Consider the following 18,731-nt stretch of genomic DNA (forward strand, 5'->3'; position numbering starts at 1 on the left):
ATTGATTGGGCGTAAAGTAAAGTAAAAAACGAAGACGCACGAAGGACAAAGTTATTAGACGGCAATAAATGAAACAATAACCCTGAAAAATTGTGGAAAGTTGATTCCTTCAACTTTTTGACCGTAATTTAGTTTTAGCTTTTGATGAGTCATTCTTCGTTATGTATCGTTAACTATTAAACGCCCCTCTCGCATGAAAACCTTTTATTCCATTCTTCTTGTTGGATGTTTGTTTTTATTGGGTAATGGCCTCCAAGCGCAGCGCCTTCGAGCTGGTTTTGACAAAGCAGAATACATCGAAATGCTAAAAATATCGGCCCGATTTGGCGCTCCTGACTACGTTGCGGCTTTTCCGGCACCTACCAATTATAAATCGGTGTACCGTTCGCCGATTGTTGGGCTAGATAATACGTGGGATTTATGGACGCACAACGACAATACCATTGCCGTAATCAGTATCCGGGGGACGACCGAAAAAGAAGCGAGTTGGCTGGCGAATTTCTACGCTGCGATGGTGCCCGCCAAGGGCGAATTACAATTGAACCAAAGCGAGACTTTCAAATACGAACTTTCGTCAGACCCCAAAGCCGCCGTACATGTGGGTTGGTTGCTTGGTACGGCCACGATGTCGAAGAATATTTTGTCAAAAATAGATTCTTGTTACAAAAAAGGTATTAAGGATGTCATCATTATGGGGCACAGTCAAGGGGGAGCCATTGCGTATTTATTGACGGCTTACGTTTACAGCTTGCAAAAGCAAAAGGCAATTCCTGCCGACATTCGCTTCAAAACCTATTGCAGTGCTGCCCCCAAGCCCGGAAATCTGTATTTTGCGTATGAGTATGAGTCGTTGACCCAAAACGGCTGGGCGTACAACGTCGTCAATTCTGCGGACTGGGTACCAGAAGTGCCCATTTCTATTCAGACCATCGACGATTTTAACGTGACGAATCCGTTTGTGGGGGCCAAGGACATTATCAAAAAGCAAAAATTCCCCAAAAACCTCGCCCTCAAATACGCGTATAATCAGCTCAGTAAGCCCACGTATAAAGCCAATAAAAACTACCAAAAATACCTCGGAAAAATGGCTTCGACGATTGTAAGCAAAAACATGACGGGCTTCACTCCGCCGGCGGCGTATTACAACAGCAACCACTACGTACGCACGGGAAATACGATTGTTTTGAAGGCCGACGAGGACTATTACCAACGCTTCCCCGAAAGCAAAGAGAAAATTTTTGCACACCATTTTCACCCGCCGTACCTGTATTTGACCGAAAAACTTAACACCCATAACGAAAGCATGACGGCCGCCTCACCCCTTGACGGAACTTGGGAACTCAACTATATTGCAGGGGTTTCGGTGCCTTTTGATAGTCTGTATCCCAACACAAAGCCCATGATGATATTTGACGGAGCCAAGGGGCAAGTGAGCGGAAACACGGGTTGCAACCGTTTTTCGGGTAAACTCAACGCCGATGGTAACCGACTCAATTTCAATTCGCCCATGGCTTTGACCAAGATGTTTTGCCCCGGTGAGGGCGAAAATCGGTTTCTGGAAACATTGAAAAAAGTAAATACGTACTCCATCAATGAAAATACGCTGACATTTATCATGGGCGATATTGCCGTGATGCGGTTTGTGAGGAAGTAGGGGTGGGAAGCTAAAAACTCGTTACTCCGTAACTGAAGAGGTGTATTGCAGACTGATATTTTTTGTAACATTGACCTAAGATTCTCGGCAATAACAAATCGGCCGATTTATATTCAGTCACAACGCTATGCACACCTCGCCGCTTTCCAAAACCCTTCAAGTTCTTGCCGTTTTTTTTCTGGTTATCGCTGGCTTGTACTTTGCCAAACCTTTTTTGGTGCCCTTGGCGCTGGCCTGTATTATTGCGATGCTGATGTTGCCGCTGGGGCGTTGGATGGAAAAGAAAGGGATTGGGCGCGGCTTGGCAACCTTTCTTTGCCTTCTTTTTTCGGTGGTGGTAGTGATTGGAGTCATTGGGATACTTTCATGGCAAATTGCCAGTTTTGTCGATGACCTCCCGAAAATGCAGCAGTACATCGGCGAGTTAGAGAAGAAGTTGCAAGAGACATTAAGTAATCAATTTGGGCTCTCTCCCCAAAAACAAAAAGAATTGCTAAAGCAGCAACAATCGTCGGGGGTGGGCAATGCTGGAAAAATGGTGTTGTCGGTCATGAGTTCGTCTACGAGTCTGTTGGTGGACATGGTATTGGTGCTGGTTTATACTTTTTTGTTGATGTATTCACGCACGCACCTGAAGCAATTCATGCTAAAAATGGTGCCCGTTGACCAAAAAGCAAAAGGCAATAAAATCATCAGCGATGCGTCGCACGTGGCTCAACAATATCTCTTGGGGCTAGCCATGATGATTGCCATGTTGTGGGTGATGTACGGCGTTGGATTTTCGATAATCGGCGTAAAAAATGCACTCTTTTTTGCCATGATTTGCGGTTTGTTTGAAATAGTGCCCTTTGTGGGCAACATTACGGGCACCACGCTGACCGTCATTGGCGCACTATCACAGGGAGGTGATTCGGGCATGGTGCTCGGGATTGTACTTACCTACGGAACGGTTCAATTTCTGCAAACCTATATTTTGGAACCGTTGGTGGTGGGAGCACAAGTCAAAATTAATCCATTGTTTACCATTATTGCCATTGTGGTTGGGGAGCTGGTTTGGGGTGTGGCGGGAATGGTAATGGCTATTCCTTTGGTGGGCATTGCCAAAGTTGTTTTTGATAATATTGAGCCCTTACAACCCTATGGTTTTTTGATTGGCGAAGAAAAGAAAAAGGGAGAAAGCAGCTTTATAGATACGATTAAAGCACGGGTCAAAAAATCGTGATTCGTTAACTGAAAATAAGGTAATGGTTTTTGAGGTTTTTATTTTGATCTTATTTGGCTGAAAAATGGAAAATAAGCTATATTTCTTAACAAAAACGAAAATAGCATTTCCCCCATTCCATGACCCCCGAAAACCTAATCTCCGAAGACCAAGGCGATATTAATTCTTCCGAGCAACGCAGCCTTTATAATCAATCGTTGGATAAAGAAACAAAATTCGAAACTTGGCAACGCTTACGTTTCCAAAACCTCAGGACAGACCGGCCAATGTTTCGCTAAGCCCCTTCAGTCGTTTTGCCCAAATTCTGTATAAAAATGCCAATTGAACAATAAATACGAGGATAATCGCGGCCAAAGAATAGTATTTGGCAGTAGTGAATTCTAATGAATACGTAAAGAATAACAGCAAGCCAGCAGCGTAGCACATTCTTGAAATCAGGGATCCGATTGCGTATAATTTGATACGGGAAATATGCTTTTCCAGCGAAGCCGTAAGAGCGTCGCCATTTCCCGGGTACTTGACCAGTGCATAGCCGTACAGCGTATGAGCGATAGAGATCACTAACGCAGCCACCAGAATGGCATTGACCGACAAAGGTCTTGTTGCGCCGTCAAACATAGTGTAATAACAAAGTAAAAAGGCAGACCACCCCAACAGCTCAATGGTGAGTTGTTTTCTGATTCCTTTCAAGACCGGATGTCTGTTTTCCTGCAGCATCAGTTTGATTTCTTCATTTGTTTTGGTGGGTGGCACTATGCCTTTCCAAGCCGATTTTAATTCGTCGGAGTTCATGATTCTTTTATTAAAAGTTGTTGAATTTTCGTTTTTATTCGATTGATCTTAACGCCCACATTGTTTTCGCTGATTCCGAGGATTTCTGCAATTTGCAGATAACTCAGGTCATCCAAATAGAGTGCGATGATTGCTTTTTCGCTTTCACTTAACTGCTTCATGGCGGTAAGTAAACGTTCTTGGCGCAGTATTAGCTCTTCGTTTTGAGGCTCTTCGGCAAATTCGGGCAATGTCTCAACGTAGTCGATAGTCGGCTTCTCTTTTCGATAAGAAGCGATGGCTGTATTTAAAGCAATGCGATAAAGCCACGTGCTGATCAGAGAATTGCCTTTGAACGAAGGAAATGATTTCCAAAGCTGGAACGTAATTTCCTGAAAAAGGTCTTCACGATCTTCGCGGCTGTCACGGTACAGTCGGCATATTTTATGAATGATCCCTTGGTGCTCGGCCATGAGGGTTAAGAATGCGGTTTCATTCATAGTCTGTTTTAATCATATCAGTAATTCGCGAAAATAAGATAGTTATTTTTGATTTTTCAGCGCGTTTAATTCCCTACGAATAGCCCTGATGCTGTCAAGAACAGCCTTGTTTTGCCAGTTCAGATGCTCGATTTCAACTCGGAGTTTTTCATCGCGTATTTTTGATCGGCCTTCGGGGGAGGATTCATTGCTACATGCTGCGCAAGAAAGCAAAAGAACAATGGCGGAGTATTTAAATAGTTTCATCTTGTTTTTATGTTTTGAACAATTAGTAGCAGAAAGCGCTGAAAACTTACATTGACCCATTTTTTTTAGTAATTGATACCAACGGACAACAAATGATCCGAAGCCTGTTCATGATAATTCTTTTATCTTTACAACCACGGTTTAGGTACACTTTTATCTAATTTTCCAAACCCCATTCCATGACCCCCGAAAACCTAATCTCCGAAGACCAAGGCGATATAAATTCTTCCGAGCAACGCCATTTGTATACGAAATCGTTGGATGCCCAAACGCTGCATTGGCTAGAAGAAGATGCCAAATATTTCTTTCATCAGGCGCTTTCTACGCCCGTCATGAACGTGCTTTCTAAGACCGAAGGCGCGTATATCTATGACCTCAACGGCAAAAAGTACTTGGATATGCACGGCAACGGTGTCCATAATGCGGGATTTAACAATCCTGCGGTGGTGGAAGCCATGATTCGTCAAATGACGGAAGCCTTGGCTTTTACGCCCCGAAGATATACCAACATTCCCGCCATTCAATTGGCAAAAAAACTGACCGAAATTACGCCTGCAGGACTTGACCGGGTGCTTTTTTGCCCGGGTGGTTCAGAAGCTATCGAAATGGCGGTGATGCTGGCGAAGCAAATCACGGGTAAGTGGAAAACGATTTCGTTTTGGGATGCCTACCACGGCACGGGTTTCCAATCTGGTGCCGTGAGCGGACAGGCGCATTTTCTGAAAGGCAACGGGCCGATGGTGCCCGGGGCGCTGCACGCGGAGTTTCCCAACTACTACCGCAATCCGTGGAAATGGGACGATACCGATGCCATCGACGAAGAATACCTGCGTCAAATCAAGCTCATTATTCGTAATGAACCCGACATTGCGGCCATCGTGGCCGAGCCGATTTCGTCCACGCCCGTGGTGCCGTCTAAAAATTATTGGCAGGAAATCCGCAGCCTTTGCGACCGTGAAGGAATCTTCCTGATTTTTGACGAAATCATTGAAGGTTTGGGGCGTACAGGAAAAATGTTTGCCAGCGAACATTACGTTACACCCGACGTATTGGTGCTGGGCAAATCGTTGGGTGGTGGTATGGTTCCGTTTGCGGGAATTGTTTCTAAATCTGAATATAATGTGCTGCAAGACAGTTCTATCGGGCATTTTACACACGAGAAAAATCCCCTTTGCTGCGCGGCTGGTTTGGCCGAAATCGAATTCATTGAGGAACATCGTCTCGTAGAAAATGCAGCTACCAAAGGGGAATATCTGATGAATGCGTTTCGAGAAATGCAGGAAAAATACCCACTCATCGGCAACGTGGCAGGCAAAGGATTTCACATCGGCATCGACCTTGTCAAAGACCGCAAAACCAAAGAACGGGCTTTCGAAGAGGCCGAGCGCATCATGTATCGTTGCATGGAGCGTGGATTGGCCTTCAAAATCATCGAAGGCAATGTCATTACACTGCGCCCTTCACTGATTCTTACGCAGGACCAATGCGATTTTATCATTGATACCATTGAAGAAGCCTTGCGCGAAGAAACGAAATAGCCCATGCAACACAAAAAAGTAAAAGTGGGCGTGGTGCAGGCCACGCCTGCGTTGTTTGACATTGAGAAAACCGTTCAACTTGTCATTGAGTGGATAGAAAAAGGAGCCGCCGCCGGCTGTGAGCTGTTGCTTTTTCCCGAATCCTTTATTCCCTGCTATCCGCGTGGGTTAGACTTTGATTCCATCGTGGGACGCCGTACCGAAAAAAGTCGGAATCAATGGTTGGAGTACTGGGAAAATAGTCTTGAAACTTCGTCGCATTATGTAGCACAAATCGGTGAAGCTATCCGTAAAGCGGACATTTTTGTGGCTTTGGGCGTTACAGAACGGGAATCTATTGGCGGGTCGTTGCATTGTGCATTGCTGTATTTTGATAAACACGGCAATCTCATCGGCAAACACCGAAAACTCAAGCCTACGGGCTTAGAACGTTACATTTGGGCCGAAAGCGACGGCAGTACATTGGTCAGTTTTGATACCGAAATTGGTAAAATCGGCGGGTTGATTTGCTGGGAAAATTACATGCCGTTGGCGCGGATGTCGATGTACCAACGCGGCATTGAAATCTACCTTGCCCCCACAGCCGATTCTCGCGAATCGTGGCAATCGACCATGCAGCACATTGCGCTGGAAGGCCGTTGTTTTGTGTTGGCTTGTAATCAGTTTATTCAAAAATCCGATTATCCCGAACATTTTCAGGCAGATTTGACCCACGAGCCTGAAATTATGAGCAGTGGCGGTAGCGTCATTATTTCACCGTTGGGGGAGGTCTTAGCGGGGCCGCTTTGGAACGAAGAAGGTTTGCTTACCGCAGAATTGGACTTTTCTGTATTGGCTAAAAGTAAACTGGATTTTGACGTCGTAGGTCATTATTCCCGAAACGATGTGTTTAAACTCGAAGTGGTGGGGCAGCCTGAGATGCTGAAGGTGAGATGATAGGTAATATTTCTTTTTATAAAAGGTAATATTACCTATATTTGTCTTTGTACAATCAAAGTCATCATGAAAACTAAACACGAAATCGTTGAAGATACGAGCCTATGGGAAGAGGTGCCGGCGCAAATAAGCGACAGTGAAGTATTGGTATTTCTTCAAAACAAAGAGATTGATTGGCGCTACGTGGAGACCATCAAAAAACGAACTGATTTTAACGATGACGTGATTGGCGATTGGTTAAATGTTAGTCCTAAGACATTTAGGTCGTATCGGCAGACTGAGAATAAGTTTAAAGCCAATGTACAGGAGCATATTTTATTGCTGTTGGCCCTCATGAAGCGAGGGATTGAGTTGTTTGGTACTAATAAAGGATTTGACCAATGGCTAAATACCCAAAACTTCTTTTTTGATAACCGCCGTCCGGTGATGTATCTAACGACGGTAAGCGGAATTAGATTTGTAAACGATCGACTCACGGCGATGGAGTTTGGCGATAATGTATAGGCATGGAAGTGTTCAGGATTTGTTATGAAAAATACGACAATCGCCTCACTTCTTCGGGCAGCGCCAACCGCTGGAATTTGCAGGGCCAACAGGTCATTTATACGGGCAGTTCACGCTCCTTGTCGACGCTAGAACTGGTCGTCCACCGAAATGTGATTGTTCCGACTTTTCAGTATAAAGTGATGGTGATTTCCGTGGCCGACGAAGAAAATCTCGTCAAACACGTTCGTTTGGCGGACTTACCACCGGATTGGCGCTCATTGAATGCCTATTCAAAGCTTCAACGATTGGGGAGTGAATGGTATCAGCGGCAGGAAACGCTTATGTTGAAAGTACCTTCAGCGATTATTTCTCAGGAATATAACTACGTCATTAACACGGAGCACCCCGACTTTTCCTCAAAAGTTCAATTGGTGCGAACGGAGGATTATTTTTGGGATAATAGGTTGCTGTAAAGCTTTATAACAACAAAAAAGCCCTTGGTGAGAAACACAAACAGCGGCAAAATTAGGCGTCTGACGGTTTGGAACCGTCGGACGCCTAACCGCGTAACGGGTAAAACTACACCCCCGTATAACTAAACGGCGAAATAGCTCTTAATTCTTCTTTGATTTCGTCCGAAACATCCAAAGTATCAATGAATTCGGCGATGGCGTTGGCCGTGATTTTTTCGTTTTTGCGGGTAAGATTTTTCAACGCTTCGTAGGGTTGCGGGTAAGCTTCGCGGCGTAAAACGGTCTGAATCGCTTCGGCTACCACTGCCCAATTGTTTTCCAAATCGGCGTAAAATGCGCGCTCGTTCAGTTCCAGTTTGCCCAATCCACGCATCAAAGCTTTCAAGGCAATGACGGTATGCGCCAACGGAACGCCTAAGTTTCGGAGGACGGTAGAATCGGTCAGGTCGCGCTGAAGGCGAGAAATGGGAAGTTTGGCCGATAAATGTTCAAAAATCGCATTGGCAATGCCCAGATTTCCTTCTGAATTTTCAAAATCAATCGGATTCACTTTGTGCGGCATGGCCGATGAGCCGATTTCTCCCGCTTTGATTTTTTGTTTAAAATACTCCATCGACACGTACGTCCAAATATCACGGTCGAGGTCTATCAGGATGGTATTCAGGCGCTTGAAGGTATCCATCAGCGCCGCCAACATGTCATAATGTTCAATCTGCGTGGTCAATTGACTCCGCGAAAGGCCCAAGTGGTCGTTGACAAAATGATTGCCAAAAGCCACCCAGTCAATGTCGGGATAAGCTACGTGGTGCGCGTTGAAATTGCCCGTTGCTCCGCCAAATTTTGCCGCAAAAGGCACGGCTTGAAGCATTTGCAATTGTTTTTCAAGGCGTTCGGCAAATACTCCAAATTCTTTCCCTAACCGCGTCGGTGAGGCAGGTTGCCCGTGCGTGCGGGCCAGCATCGGAATGTGTTTCCACTCTTCTGCCAAGGCTTTTAATTTGGCCAACACCTCATCAAACATCGGTACAATTTCAGCCTTGAGGGCGTCTTTGAGCGACAACGGAATGGAGGTATTGTTAATGTCTTGGGAAGTCAATCCGAAGTGGATAAATTCCAAAAACTGTTCTAATTTCTTGTCTTTCAGCTTTTCCTTGATGAAATACTCCACCGCTTTCACGTCGTGGTTGGTCACGGATTCAATCTCTTTGATCATCAGCGCGTCTTTCTCCGAAAATTCGCCGTACAGCGCGCGCAAGTCGGAATAATGCACTTTGTCGAAGTCTTTCAATTGCGGCAATGGCAATTCACAGAGAGAAATAAAATATTCTACTTCGATCAGGATGCGGTAGCGAATCAGCCCAAATTCGGAAAAATAAGGCGCAAGTTTTTCAACTTGCCGACGGTAGCGCCCGTCTACGGGAGAGATAGCTGTCAGGGAATTTAATTGCATAGCTTGGGTTCTAAGGCGCAAAGATACGCCGGGAATCGGAAAAATTTGGTAGAAAACCCCAGAAAATGCTTTTATAAACAGTTTGGTATCGAAATCCTCTCCTTTATGAAAATAGTACCCTTTGTGGCCTCTTTAGCGGTCATTACGGCCCTGGTCAGCGCACCCAACCTTCACGAAAATGGAGAAAATTGGCCTGAATACAACGGAAATGGTGCCCGCAATCATTATTCTCCCCTGGCCCAAATCAATGCCGAAAATGTTTCCCAGCTCAAAGTGGCGTGGACGTACGCATCGGGAGGGGCAGATACCATTGGGCACCGTACCCAAATGCAGTGCAATCCGATTATTGTCGATGGAATTTTATACGGTGTTTCGGCCAATACCCAAGTGTTTGCGCTCGATGCCGCCAACGGAAACCCCATTTGGAAATCCAAAGTTACTGAAACCGAAGGCACCACCAGTCGTGGGGTAACCTATTGGCGCGAAGGACAAGAAAAAATTATCTTTTTTGGGGCGGGAAAATGGCTCTATGCTTTTGATGCCCTGCGGGGAAAACCCATCGCCTCATTTGGCCAAAACGGACGAATCAACCTAAAAGAGGGCCTCGAACGCCCCGGCGCGGATGAGTACGTGGTGGCCAATACGCCCAACGTTATCTTTAAAAACTTGCTCATTGTCGGAGTTCGGGTGTCGGAAAGCGAAACAGCGCTGCTGGGCGACATCCGTGCGTATGATGTGCGGACGGGCAAAAAAGTGTGGACGTTTCGCACCATTCCCCAAATGGGAGAATTAGGCGCTGATACGTGGCCAGCCAATTCGCGGCAAAACATCGGTGGCGCCAACGCGTGGGCGGGCATGGCCATCGACCGTGAGCGGGGTATCGTGTATGCACCGACTGGCTCGGCCGCGTTTGATTTTTATGGTGGAAATCGCAAAGGAGATAATCTTTTTGCCAACTGTCTTTTGGCCCTTGATGCCAATACGGGCAAGCGACTTTGGCATTATCAGCTCGTCAGACACGATATTTGGGACCGCGACCCGCCCGCTCCGCCCAACTTACTTACGGTGATGCACAACGGCAGAAAAGTGGACGCCGTGGCGCAAATTACGAAGCAGGGCTACATTTTTGTCTTTGACCGCGTGACGGGAAAACCGCTATTTCCTATTGAAGATAGAAAGTATTCCTATGATGCTGTACCTGGGGAATTTCCCGCTGCGTCGCAGCCGATACCTCTCAAGCCAACGTATTTTGCCCGGCAGCGGTTTGTGGAACAAGACCTAAATTCATTCGTGGCCGACCGCGATTCGATTCTGGGGTTGATTCGGAAATCACGTACTGGCGGCCCGTACATTCCCATTGGAAAAGAAACGACGATTTTCTTTCCGGGCACCGACGGCGGCGGGCAATGGGGTGGGGCAGCAGCCGACCCGCAGGGAGTGTTGTACATTCCTTCCAAAGAAATTCCCGTGTATACCTCGCTAGTAATCAAAAATCAGGAAACAAACGGGGGATTTGTTACGGGAGCCCAATTGTATAAGCAAAACTGCGCGGCCTGCCACGGCGCAGATCGACGTGGCAATCACGATGGCTCGTATCCATCATTGGTGAATATCAACAAGCGACTTACGGCCGGTGCACTCGACAAACTTATTCCTAAAGGGCGCGGCATGATGCCGCCTATGACGCAGCTTTCGGTGGCTGAGCGCCAAGCCATTGTTGATTTTGTTTTTCAGAAAGAAACAGATAAACAGGTAGCTAGCTCAAAAGGAGGAGCGTTACCGTATCTGCATACGGGTTACAACCGTTGGTACGACCGCAACGGTTATCCCATCAGTCAGCCGCCGTGGGGCACCCTGACCGCAACCGATATAAACACCGGAGAACGCCTTTGGCAAGTGCCGTTGGGCGAATATCCAGAATTGACGGCCAAAGGAATCCCCATTACGGGCACCGACAACTACGGCGGGCCACTCGTAACGGCCAGCGACTTGCTCTTCATTGCCGCTACCCGTGATGAGCGATTACGGGTATTTGACAAAAAAACGGGAAAACAACTCTGGCAAACCCAACTTCCCGCGGCGGGTTATGCGTCGCCGAGTACGTACTCGATTGCGGGCAAGCAGTACGTTGTTATTGCGTGCGGTGGCGGAAAACTTAAAACCAAATCAGGCGATAAATACGTGGCTTTTGCATTGCCATAAGATGTTTTTGTATTTAATTGCGAACCTTTACTGTTTTGCATACTATTTAATCTCAAACCCTTTACACGCTAAACTTAACCCTTTACACTTAAATGACTCCTTCTCCTTTTTTGGGCGAATTGCTCGGTACACTCGTTTTGATTTTATTAGGCAACGGTGTGGTTGCCAATGTCGTTTTAAAAAATACCAAAGGCCATAACGGCGGCTGGATTGTCATCACTGCCGGTTGGGCGTTTGCGGTCACCATCGGTATTTTTGTTGCGAAAGCCTTTGGCGGCTATGACGCCCACCTCAACCCCGCCGTCACGATTGGTTTTGCCGTTGCGCAAAACGAATACGGAAAAGTAGTGGATTATGTGAGTGCTCAGATGATTGGGGCTTTTCTGGGGGGAACTTTGGTGTGGTTATATCACCTACCGCAATACGCCAAAACCGAAGATAAAGGGGCTAAATTGGCCACTTTTGCCACCGACCCCGCCATTCGTGCTTCGGGCTCCAATTTTTTTAGTGAAGTGATAGGCACCATCGTTTTATTGATGGGAATCAAAGGAATTGGGGCCGTTACGACGGGCTTGGGGCCATTTGCCGTTGGCATTTTGGTGTGGGCCATTGGGCTTTCATTGGGAGGAACCACGGGGTACGCCATCAACCCCGCCCGCGATTTAGGGCCACGCATTGCGCACGCTATTTTGCCCATCGTTGGTAAAGGTGATTCAGACTGGAAATACGCTTGGGTGCCTGTGGCTGGGCCAGTTACGGGCGCTATTATCGCTGGACTTTTATTTTTGTAAAGCTATTTTCTCACCGCACGGCGGACCGTGCAAAGGCGCAAAGACGCTAAGAAATTCCTGCGTCTTAGCGCCTTTGCGTGAGAAATTTTCACTTCTCAAATTTGAGCTTAAAAACCCCGCCCGACAAGACAATTTCGTCTTTCGTATCTTGTTTTTTATAGCCTCGTCCTTCGGGGTCGATGTCAGAGTCGTAACCCGTGGCGCTCGTAAAGACCTTATCTTCTAGTTTGCCTTTCAGGCGACCTAGCCCACCCAGTGCCGTTGCCGACGTTTTTTCTTTGAAATGAGTGCCATCTAGCGTGCCCGAAAATTTTCCTTCCAAAAATCCGTCGGCGGCCTTGGTCACTTCAATTTCACCGCCGTTTTCCCGACGCGATTTTCCCACGTGGTATTCCATGCGCGGAGATTTGGTTTCTTCTACATACTTAACATACGCCACACCCTTGTATTTACCCTCGGCCATGATTGGCTGAACCGTATTCTTTCCGTTGAAATCTTCATCAACGATTTTGTAAAGCCCCACTTCTGGCAAGTCGCTGTTGGACCAAGTGACAAACCAAAAACGCAGTGATTTGTCGGGGCTGGTAGCATTGGCCGTAATGTACCATACGTTACCCATTCGTATCCGTCGCGGGGCGGTTTTGTATTCTTTGCCGTCTACCTGAACGGAGAGACTGTTGTCGTTTGAGATTTGCGCCATGGCCACCTGACTCAGGAGCCCAATCATAAGCGCCGCTAGCTTCTTATTCATTTCATTTGTGCTGTTTGATGTGATGATTTTTGAAAGTCGAAATGTACAGGTTTTCCGCTCGTTCTGGGTTAGGGATTGGGTTGAAATGTCATAAAAACTTACTGAACGGTTACTTATGGTCAATCGATTTATTGGCATCGCTATCATTCGCTTGTATCTTTGGGCGTTCAATTCAACCACTAATCAATGAAACACCTACTTCTAATTTTTTTAAGCAGTTTAATTTTGGGTCTTCAATCGTGCAGTTTTTCGTCAGAAGATAAATTTGAGAAAGGAAAAACCCTGATGAAAGAAGGGAAATTTCGCGAAGCGCTGACGTTTCTAAACGGAGCCATTGAAAGCGACAACAGTAACTATGAAGCCCTAAACGCCCGTGGCGTGGTATATTATGAGCTAAAAGAATACCAAAATGCTTTGCTCGATTATGACCAAGCCCTCAAATTGAAACCCGATTATTACCGCCCGTATTACAACCGGGCGCTGTTGAAAGTAGCCCAAAATGACGGTGACGGCGCGCTGAAAGATTATGCCGAAGCGGTTCGACTCGACCCCAAAAATGCGGAGATTTTTGTCAATCGAGGTCAGCTATTGGCTGCCTTGGCGCAGCCCGATGCTGCCCTTCGGGACTTTGAGCAGGCCACTGTTCTTGATTCGACCAATGCCTTGGCGTGGTACAATCGCGGCAATGTTTTATTCCAACGGGAAGAGTTTAAGAGTGCTATTGAAAACTTTGAAAAAGCGGTCAAGTCCGATGCCAAGTTCGGCAAAGCGTTTCACGCGTTGGGAGTTGCGCAAATTTTAGAGAATCAAAAAGAAGTTGGATGCCTCAATCTCAAGCAGGCCGAGCGGTTAAAATATCCCGCCGCCAAAGCATCTATCGAACAATATTGTAAATAACACGTAGAGGGCCTGTCCCTACAACAAAACACCCCGCCAAATAACTTGGCGGGGTGTTCTGTTTATAAAATGATTGCCGTATTAGTGCGCGGCAGCGGTAGCAGATGTTTCTGCCTTGTAGTTGCGCGTCCAGAAATACAGAATGGTAAAAGCAACAATCAAAATCGCTGGGAAAATAGCCATGGTGCTGAGCGTGGCCTGACCTGCTGCTAACTCCATTTCGTCGCCAGTTAAGCCAAGTGCGGTTTTTTCGGCCCGGGCGTTGTCAATCCATTGTCCGATAATAGGCTGGAAGATAGAAGTAGAAAACATACCTACACCACCAAGAATTGACATTCCGAGGGCACCACTTAGAGGTACTTTTTCGGCAATAAAACCAATCATGTTAGGCCAGAATAATGCCACACCCATGGCAAAAAACACGGCAGAGACATATGCCATGGTACCTGTTTGCGTGCTGAATAAATATACCCCAATAGTTGCCAATATTGCTGAACCCAACAATACACCTTGTTGGCCAAACTTGGCAACAATCGGCCCCGCAAAATACCTGATTACGGCCATGAGTCCTGTTACCAAAGCCAAGATCAACATTGGGCTTGCCCCTGATTTACTCATGATTAAGCCAGTCCATTGTTGAGGCCCAAATTCTGAGATGGCGGTTAGGGCCATGCAGCAGAACATGAAGATATACAACGGAGTAGCCATAGCTTTTAGGTTTTCACCCAACGAAGTAACACCTTCGGTTTTGGGTTTTGGAAACGCCTGACCCCAAAACAAATAAGCATAAATCAAGGTTGGAACCATGATCAGCCATATTTGTGCCTGCCAGCCAGTGTTGGCATCGGTCATGAATTTTGATATTAAACTACCAACCACAATTCCACCTGGGAACCACATGTGGAAACGGTTTAACATTTTACTCATTTCGGCACCAGAATAAGTGTCGGCAATCATTGGGTTACAAGCTGCTTCGGTACAGCCGTTACCTAACCCGATTAAGAAGGTAGAAATCAAAAGGCCCGTGTAGCCTCCCGAATAAATGGTCAAAATGATGCCTAAAGCGTGAGAAACAAACGCAATCATCATGATTTTCTTGGGACCTACGGTATGATACACAAGGCCACCGATAATCATGGCCAAGGGAAAGCCCAAAAACCACATAGAATTGATGAAGCCGAGTTGCTCAGCAGTTAAATTAAACTCTGTTCCTAACTGTGCCAGAATTCCAGCCCGGATACTGAATGAAAAAGCTGTTGTTATTAGCGCAAAACAGCTTCCGTTAAAAAGTCTTGCTTTGTTGATCATTTTTGAAAAGTTGGTTAAAGGTTAGATAAGACATCTTACACAAGCAGGCAAAGTATTAATTTTGATTTTTTTACCCAAACTTCGTGAGAAAAAGGTTTTTTTTTACTTTGCCTACTAAAATGAGACGCCGCAAGTATTGATTTACATTCAATTATAAAAGGCGAAACGCTCAACAAACTGAATATTTATTGAAATAAAATACCAAATCACAAAAATTCAAAAGTATATGGCTCGTAAAATCAGAATGGGGATGGTAGGTGGAGGCCGTGGGGCTTTTATCGGTGGGGTTCACCGAATTGCCGCTGCTATCGACGGTGAGATTGACCTCGTATGCGGGGCTTTTAGTTCTACGCCCGAAAAATCGAAAGCGTCGGGCGAAGACCTCATGCTCGACCCATCGCGTTGCTATGGCGATTATAAAGAAATGATTCAGAAAGAAAAACGGCGCAAAGACCGCATCGACGCGGTGTCGATTGTGACACCCAACCACATGCACTTTGGCCCCGCCAAAATGGCATTGGAAAATGGCTTTCACGTCATTTGCGACAAACCCGTTACGTTTTCGTTGTCCGAAGCCAAAAAACTCAAAGATATTATTGTCAACACAGGTTTAACCTTTGCCCTTACGCATAATTATACAGGCTATGCGATGGTGAAAGAAGCCCGCCAACTCATCAAAAATGGCTTGTTAGGTAAAATCCGTAAAGTAATTGTGGAATACCCGCAAGGCTGGTTGTCGTTTCCGATTGAAAAAGAAGGGGCAAAACAAGCCGAATGGCGTACTGACCCCAAACGGTCGGGTATTGCTGGCGCGGTGGGAGATATTGGTACGCACGCCGAAAACTTGGCCGAATACATTACAGGACTGAAAATCACCGAGCTATGCGCTGATGTGAACCGAGTAGTAGAAGGACGCGTACTGGACGATGATGCCAACGTATTGCTTCATTTTGACAATGGTGCCAACGGGATTTTGCATTGTAGCCAAATCTCCAATGGAGATTGGAATGGGTTGAATATCAGAGTGTATGGCGAATTGGGAACGCTGCAATGGCACCAAGAACGCCCCCAGTACTTACACCATAAAACGACCGAAGGATACCAAATCTATCAGCCATCGGTCGGTAAATTGTCCGACTCGGCCAATGCCCACACGCGTATTCCGTTTGGACATCCTGAAGGTTATCTGGAAGCATTTGCCAACGTTTACCGCAATTTTGCGCGTACGGTGCGCAAGCGGATGAACGGCGAAGAGCCCAACGAATTTGACTTAGATTTCCCAACCATCGACGACGGAATCCGCGGAATGCAGTTTGTCGAAACGGTCATTGCCTCCGGTAAAAGCAATAGTAAATGGGTGAAATTTAAGAGTTAGTCAAAAAGGTTGAGGAGCGGAAAACAAAAAACCGCTCCTCAATTCTTTTCGAAAATGATTCAATTATTGACAAACCTACTTTGAACGATGTTTTTTATACGTCCATGATTCTCAGTCAGATTCAACAGGAAGAATACTTGCTTTGGGAGCGGCTGAAAGCGGGCGACCCGGCTGCTTTTGGGGAGATTTCCATGCGGTATTATCGGCTGTTGTTTGATTACGGACGAAAATTTACCAAAGACCGTGAGCTTATCAAGGATGTCATTCAGGATGTGTTGTTGTTGATTTGGCAAAAAAAAGGGCAAATTGACTCCAACGAAAACGTAAAGCTATACCTCCTCAAGATTGTCCGGAATCGGCTGTACAAAGAACTGCAAAAACAGCAATTACGGGCTTCTGAAGATTATTTCGAACAGTTGGAAGTGGCTGATTCGGAAGAAGCGTTGATTATTTCAACCGAATCCACCCAAAGTATCGTTGAAAAGTTAAATCTTCACCTTAAGGCGCTTCCAAAACGGCAGCAGGAAGTCCTTTTTCTTAAATTCTACCAAGACCTTACCAATGATGAAATTGCGGAGGTGATGCACATCAACCGTCAGTCTGTCGCCAATTTGCTGCACAATGGTCTGCGCCTGCTCAAAGCCCGTTTTTTTCTGACCACCCTCGGTATTCTGTTGCTAACCTGGAGTGGCCAATAGCTCTGACTTTCAGTTAGATGCTCTAGCCTACTTTGAGTCTTGACAATTTGATAATGATTCAAATTATCCCCGACGGGAAATAATTTCTTCTTTTGCGCAAAAATTTTTGGCTTTCAATGAGTATCGGGAGGCATTCTTTGGATATACCTTATTGTATGCTCGAATAAGTACTATTTTTTCTATGATAGATTATAGTAAATTTAAAGTTGAAGACTTCGTAACGGATGAATCTTTTTGCCTTTGGGTAAAGGGAACCTCGCCCGAGCATACTGCTTTTTGGGAATTTTGGACGGAGGCACATCCCGAAAAATCGGAAACGATTACGCAGGCCCGCCTGCTGTTGCTGGGCCTGAAAAACCAGCCTACCGCCATCAACGAAGATGAGATTTCGTTGGAAGTAGAGAAAATAGTGCGGTTGGTAGAAAAACCTTCTTTACCTTTTAAAGCCCACTTTAGGCTGCCTATTTGGTTGCGTATAGCGGCGGTAGTGGTTTTGGCAGCGGGACTGGGTTGGTGGTTGTGGTCGCGAAACCCTATTTCGATTGCTGAACTAAAACGCCCCGAAATAACCGCGCAAATCGCTGAAAGTACACGGGTCGAGGTTTCCAATAATACCCATTCCGATTATACCGCAACGCTACCTGACGGGAGTACCGTTCAGTTAAAAAAAGGTAGTAAAGTGAGTTTTTCGGAGAAATTTTCGGGGGATAAGCGAGAGGTTTTCTTGACGGGAGAAGGTTTTTTTCAGGTAGTTCGTAATCCAAATAAGCCCTTTTATGTGTATGCTAACGATTTGGTAACTAGGGTGTTAGGGACGAGCTTTACGGTAAAGGCCTATTCTAAGGAGCAAAAAGTAGTGGTGGCCGTCAAGACGGGAAAAGTAATGGTTTTCTCTCTCTCGGAACTGAAAAAATCCGAAAAAATCGCCAATTATCATTTACAAAGTTTGTACCTCCTGCCCAATCAACAGGCTACTTTCGAACGCCAAAATGAGAAATTCAATAAGGCATTGGTGGAGCAGCCAGCCATCGTGACTCAGCCCGTTGAGACTCCAAATTTTACCTTTGAAAATACCCCAATTGCCGAAGTATTTGCCAAACTGAAAAAAGCCTACGGTGTAAATATTATGTACGATGCCGACCTCATGAAAAACTGTTCGGTTACGGCGCCTTTGGGCAATGAATCCCTTTTTGTGAAGCTTGATATTATCTGTAAAACGATTGGGGCGCGCTACGAGATTGTCGAGACCGAAATCGTGGTTTCGAGCCGAGGGTGTCCGTAATTGCTTAAACTATAACCTTTTAACCATTACTCTATGTCCCCATAGCTACCCAACTACAAAAAAGAAGTCGGCAATGTTGCGACCATTACCGACCCTCTGATTTAGCCCCTTCATTTGTTAGCTGCAAATACCCGACGAATCGGGTGCTGAG

18 protein-coding genes are annotated in these 18,731 nt (G+C 45.9%); 12 read left to right on the forward strand and 6 right to left on the reverse strand.

Translation table 11 applies throughout. The annotated features are described in order from the left end of the window. Positions 1–193: 193 nt before the first annotated feature. Both NCI00_RS10660 and NCI00_RS10665 read left to right on the forward strand, forming a co-directional pair. Complete coding sequence (locus NCI00_RS10660; protein ID WP_253527304.1) at positions 194–1,654, forward strand: META domain-containing protein; 1,461 nt, start codon at positions 194–196, stop codon at positions 1,652–1,654. 127 nt (positions 1,655–1,781) lie between these two features. Continuing rightward, positions 1,782–2,876, forward strand: a complete 1,095-nt coding sequence (locus tag NCI00_RS10665; protein WP_253527307.1) for an AI-2E family transporter — start codon at positions 1,782–1,784, stop codon at positions 2,874–2,876. A gap of 249 nt (positions 2,877–3,125) precedes the next feature. Here NCI00_RS10665 and NCI00_RS10670 read toward each other — a convergent pair whose 3' ends face one another. From NCI00_RS10670 to NCI00_RS10680, 3 genes are read right to left on the reverse strand one after another with little or no spacing between them, the layout of a single operon-like run. Further along, positions 3,126–3,668: a hypothetical protein gene (locus NCI00_RS10670; protein WP_253527310.1), complete on the reverse strand. Its 543-nt coding sequence runs from the start codon at positions 3,666–3,668 to the stop codon at positions 3,126–3,128. Continuing rightward, the gene (locus tag NCI00_RS10675; RefSeq protein WP_253527312.1) at positions 3,665–4,147 is read right to left on the reverse strand and encodes an RNA polymerase sigma factor; all 483 of its coding nucleotides are present in this window, start codon (positions 4,145–4,147) and stop codon (positions 3,665–3,667) included. The genes NCI00_RS10670 and NCI00_RS10675 overlap by 4 nt, the downstream gene beginning before the upstream one ends. 42 nt (positions 4,148–4,189) lie before the next feature. Next, positions 4,190–4,393, reverse strand: coding sequence for a hypothetical protein (locus tag NCI00_RS10680; protein ID WP_253527314.1), 204 nt, complete (start codon positions 4,391–4,393; stop codon positions 4,190–4,192). A gap of 179 nt (positions 4,394–4,572) precedes the next feature. Here NCI00_RS10680 and pbfA point away from each other — a divergent pair, with 179 nt between their 5' ends. From pbfA to NCI00_RS10700, 4 genes are all read left to right on the forward strand, one after another. Continuing rightward, positions 4,573–5,931 (forward strand): (R)-1-hydroxy-2-aminoethylphosphonate ammonia-lyase, encoded by a 1,359-nt coding sequence (pbfA, locus tag NCI00_RS10685; RefSeq protein ID WP_253527316.1) that lies wholly within the window; start codon positions 4,573–4,575, stop codon positions 5,929–5,931. A 3-nt stretch (positions 5,932–5,934) separates the two neighbouring features. Continuing rightward, the gene (locus NCI00_RS10690) at positions 5,935–6,867 is read left to right on the forward strand and encodes a carbon-nitrogen hydrolase family protein (protein WP_253527318.1); all 933 of its coding nucleotides are present in this window, start codon (positions 5,935–5,937) and stop codon (positions 6,865–6,867) included. Positions 6,868–6,933: 66 nt separating this feature from the next. Continuing rightward, positions 6,934–7,371, forward strand: coding sequence for an Xre family toxin-antitoxin system antitoxin (locus NCI00_RS10695; RefSeq protein WP_253527320.1), 438 nt, complete (start codon positions 6,934–6,936; stop codon positions 7,369–7,371). Between the two features lie 2 nt (positions 7,372–7,373). Then, positions 7,374–7,826: an RES family NAD+ phosphorylase gene (locus NCI00_RS10700; protein ID WP_253527322.1), complete on the forward strand. Its 453-nt coding sequence runs from the start codon at positions 7,374–7,376 to the stop codon at positions 7,824–7,826. A 106-nt stretch (positions 7,827–7,932) separates the two neighbouring features. Here the strand turns inward: NCI00_RS10700 and purB are convergent, their stop codons facing one another. Beyond that, entirely contained in the window at positions 7,933–9,276 is a 1,344-nt protein-coding gene (purB, locus tag NCI00_RS10705) for an adenylosuccinate lyase (RefSeq protein WP_253527324.1), read from the reverse strand. A gap of 105 nt (positions 9,277–9,381) precedes the next feature. On the opposite strand from purB, the gene NCI00_RS10710 reads away from it, so the two are divergent. Beyond that, positions 9,382–11,478, forward strand: a complete 2,097-nt coding sequence (locus NCI00_RS10710; protein ID WP_253527326.1) for a pyrroloquinoline quinone-dependent dehydrogenase — start codon at positions 9,382–9,384, stop codon at positions 11,476–11,478. Between the two features lie 92 nt (positions 11,479–11,570). Then, positions 11,571–12,269 carry an MIP/aquaporin family protein gene (locus tag NCI00_RS10715; protein ID WP_114069756.1) on the forward strand — a complete coding sequence of 233 codons (699 nt, stop codon included), beginning with the start codon at positions 11,571–11,573 and terminating at the stop codon, positions 12,267–12,269. 88 nt (positions 12,270–12,357) lie between these two features. On the opposite strand, the gene NCI00_RS10720 is transcribed toward NCI00_RS10715, so the two are convergent. Then, positions 12,358–13,020: a hypothetical protein gene (locus NCI00_RS10720; RefSeq protein WP_114462601.1), complete on the reverse strand. Its 663-nt coding sequence runs from the start codon at positions 13,018–13,020 to the stop codon at positions 12,358–12,360. Positions 13,021–13,206: 186 nt separating this feature from the next. Here NCI00_RS10720 and NCI00_RS10725 point away from each other — a divergent pair, with 186 nt between their 5' ends. Beyond that, positions 13,207–13,917, forward strand: coding sequence for a tetratricopeptide repeat protein (locus NCI00_RS10725; RefSeq protein ID WP_253527329.1), 711 nt, complete (start codon positions 13,207–13,209; stop codon positions 13,915–13,917). A gap of 81 nt (positions 13,918–13,998) precedes the next feature. Here the strand turns inward: NCI00_RS10725 and NCI00_RS10730 are convergent, their stop codons facing one another. Further along, positions 13,999–15,225: an MFS transporter gene (locus NCI00_RS10730; protein WP_253527332.1), complete on the reverse strand. Its 1,227-nt coding sequence runs from the start codon at positions 15,223–15,225 to the stop codon at positions 13,999–14,001. Positions 15,226–15,451: 226 nt separating this feature from the next. Between NCI00_RS10730 and NCI00_RS10735 the strand changes: the two genes are divergently transcribed. The 3 genes from NCI00_RS10735 (at position 15,452) to NCI00_RS10745 (ending at position 18,580) form a co-directional block, all read left to right on the forward strand. Next, complete coding sequence (locus tag NCI00_RS10735) at positions 15,452–16,600, forward strand: Gfo/Idh/MocA family protein (protein ID WP_206023276.1); 1,149 nt, start codon at positions 15,452–15,454, stop codon at positions 16,598–16,600. Positions 16,601–16,704: 104 nt separating this feature from the next. Beyond that, positions 16,705–17,298 (forward strand): RNA polymerase sigma factor, encoded by a 594-nt coding sequence (locus tag NCI00_RS10740; protein ID WP_253527335.1) that lies wholly within the window; start codon positions 16,705–16,707, stop codon positions 17,296–17,298. A 181-nt stretch (positions 17,299–17,479) separates the two neighbouring features. After that, the gene (locus tag NCI00_RS10745; protein WP_253527337.1) at positions 17,480–18,580 is read left to right on the forward strand and encodes a FecR family protein; all 1,101 of its coding nucleotides are present in this window, start codon (positions 17,480–17,482) and stop codon (positions 18,578–18,580) included. Positions 18,581–18,731: the final 151 nt, after the last annotated feature.

The organism is Runella salmonicolor (assembly GCF_024158025.1).
In the GTDB taxonomy this organism is placed as follows: domain Bacteria; phylum Bacteroidota; class Bacteroidia; order Cytophagales; family Spirosomataceae; genus Runella; species Runella salmonicolor.

What these genes read in the sequence shown, in the direction of transcription:
- NCI00_RS10660 (WP_253527304.1), top strand. Translation starts at nt 194, where the DNA reads ATGAAAACCTTTTATTCCATTCTTCTTGTTGGATGTTTGTTTTTATTG.
- NCI00_RS10665 (WP_253527307.1), top strand. Translation starts at nt 1,782, where the DNA reads ATGCACACCTCGCCGCTTTCCAAAACCCTTCAAGTTCTTGCCGTTTTT.
- NCI00_RS10670 (WP_253527310.1), bottom strand. Translation starts at nt 3,668, where the DNA reads ATGAACTCCGACGAATTAAAATCGGCTTGGAAAGGCATAGTGCCACCC.
- NCI00_RS10675 (WP_253527312.1), bottom strand. Translation starts at nt 4,147, where the DNA reads ATGAATGAAACCGCATTCTTAACCCTCATGGCCGAGCACCAAGGGATC.
- NCI00_RS10680 (WP_253527314.1), bottom strand. Translation starts at nt 4,393, where the DNA reads ATGAAACTATTTAAATACTCCGCCATTGTTCTTTTGCTTTCTTGCGCA.
- pbfA (WP_253527316.1), top strand. Translation starts at nt 4,573, where the DNA reads ATGACCCCCGAAAACCTAATCTCCGAAGACCAAGGCGATATAAATTCT.
- NCI00_RS10690 (WP_253527318.1), top strand. Translation starts at nt 5,935, where the DNA reads ATGCAACACAAAAAAGTAAAAGTGGGCGTGGTGCAGGCCACGCCTGCG.
- NCI00_RS10695 (WP_253527320.1), top strand. Translation starts at nt 6,934, where the DNA reads ATGAAAACTAAACACGAAATCGTTGAAGATACGAGCCTATGGGAAGAG.
- NCI00_RS10700 (WP_253527322.1), top strand. Translation starts at nt 7,374, where the DNA reads ATGGAAGTGTTCAGGATTTGTTATGAAAAATACGACAATCGCCTCACT.
- purB (WP_253527324.1), bottom strand. Translation starts at nt 9,276, where the DNA reads ATGCAATTAAATTCCCTGACAGCTATCTCTCCCGTAGACGGGCGCTAC.
- NCI00_RS10710 (WP_253527326.1), top strand. Translation starts at nt 9,382, where the DNA reads ATGAAAATAGTACCCTTTGTGGCCTCTTTAGCGGTCATTACGGCCCTG.
- NCI00_RS10715 (WP_114069756.1), top strand. Translation starts at nt 11,571, where the DNA reads ATGACTCCTTCTCCTTTTTTGGGCGAATTGCTCGGTACACTCGTTTTG.
- NCI00_RS10720 (WP_114462601.1), bottom strand. Translation starts at nt 13,020, where the DNA reads ATGAATAAGAAGCTAGCGGCGCTTATGATTGGGCTCCTGAGTCAGGTG.
- NCI00_RS10725 (WP_253527329.1), top strand. Translation starts at nt 13,207, where the DNA reads ATGAAACACCTACTTCTAATTTTTTTAAGCAGTTTAATTTTGGGTCTT.
- NCI00_RS10730 (WP_253527332.1), bottom strand. Translation starts at nt 15,225, where the DNA reads ATGATCAACAAAGCAAGACTTTTTAACGGAAGCTGTTTTGCGCTAATA.
- NCI00_RS10735 (WP_206023276.1), top strand. Translation starts at nt 15,452, where the DNA reads ATGGCTCGTAAAATCAGAATGGGGATGGTAGGTGGAGGCCGTGGGGCT.
- NCI00_RS10740 (WP_253527335.1), top strand. Translation starts at nt 16,705, where the DNA reads ATGATTCTCAGTCAGATTCAACAGGAAGAATACTTGCTTTGGGAGCGG.
- NCI00_RS10745 (WP_253527337.1), top strand. Translation starts at nt 17,480, where the DNA reads ATGATAGATTATAGTAAATTTAAAGTTGAAGACTTCGTAACGGATGAA.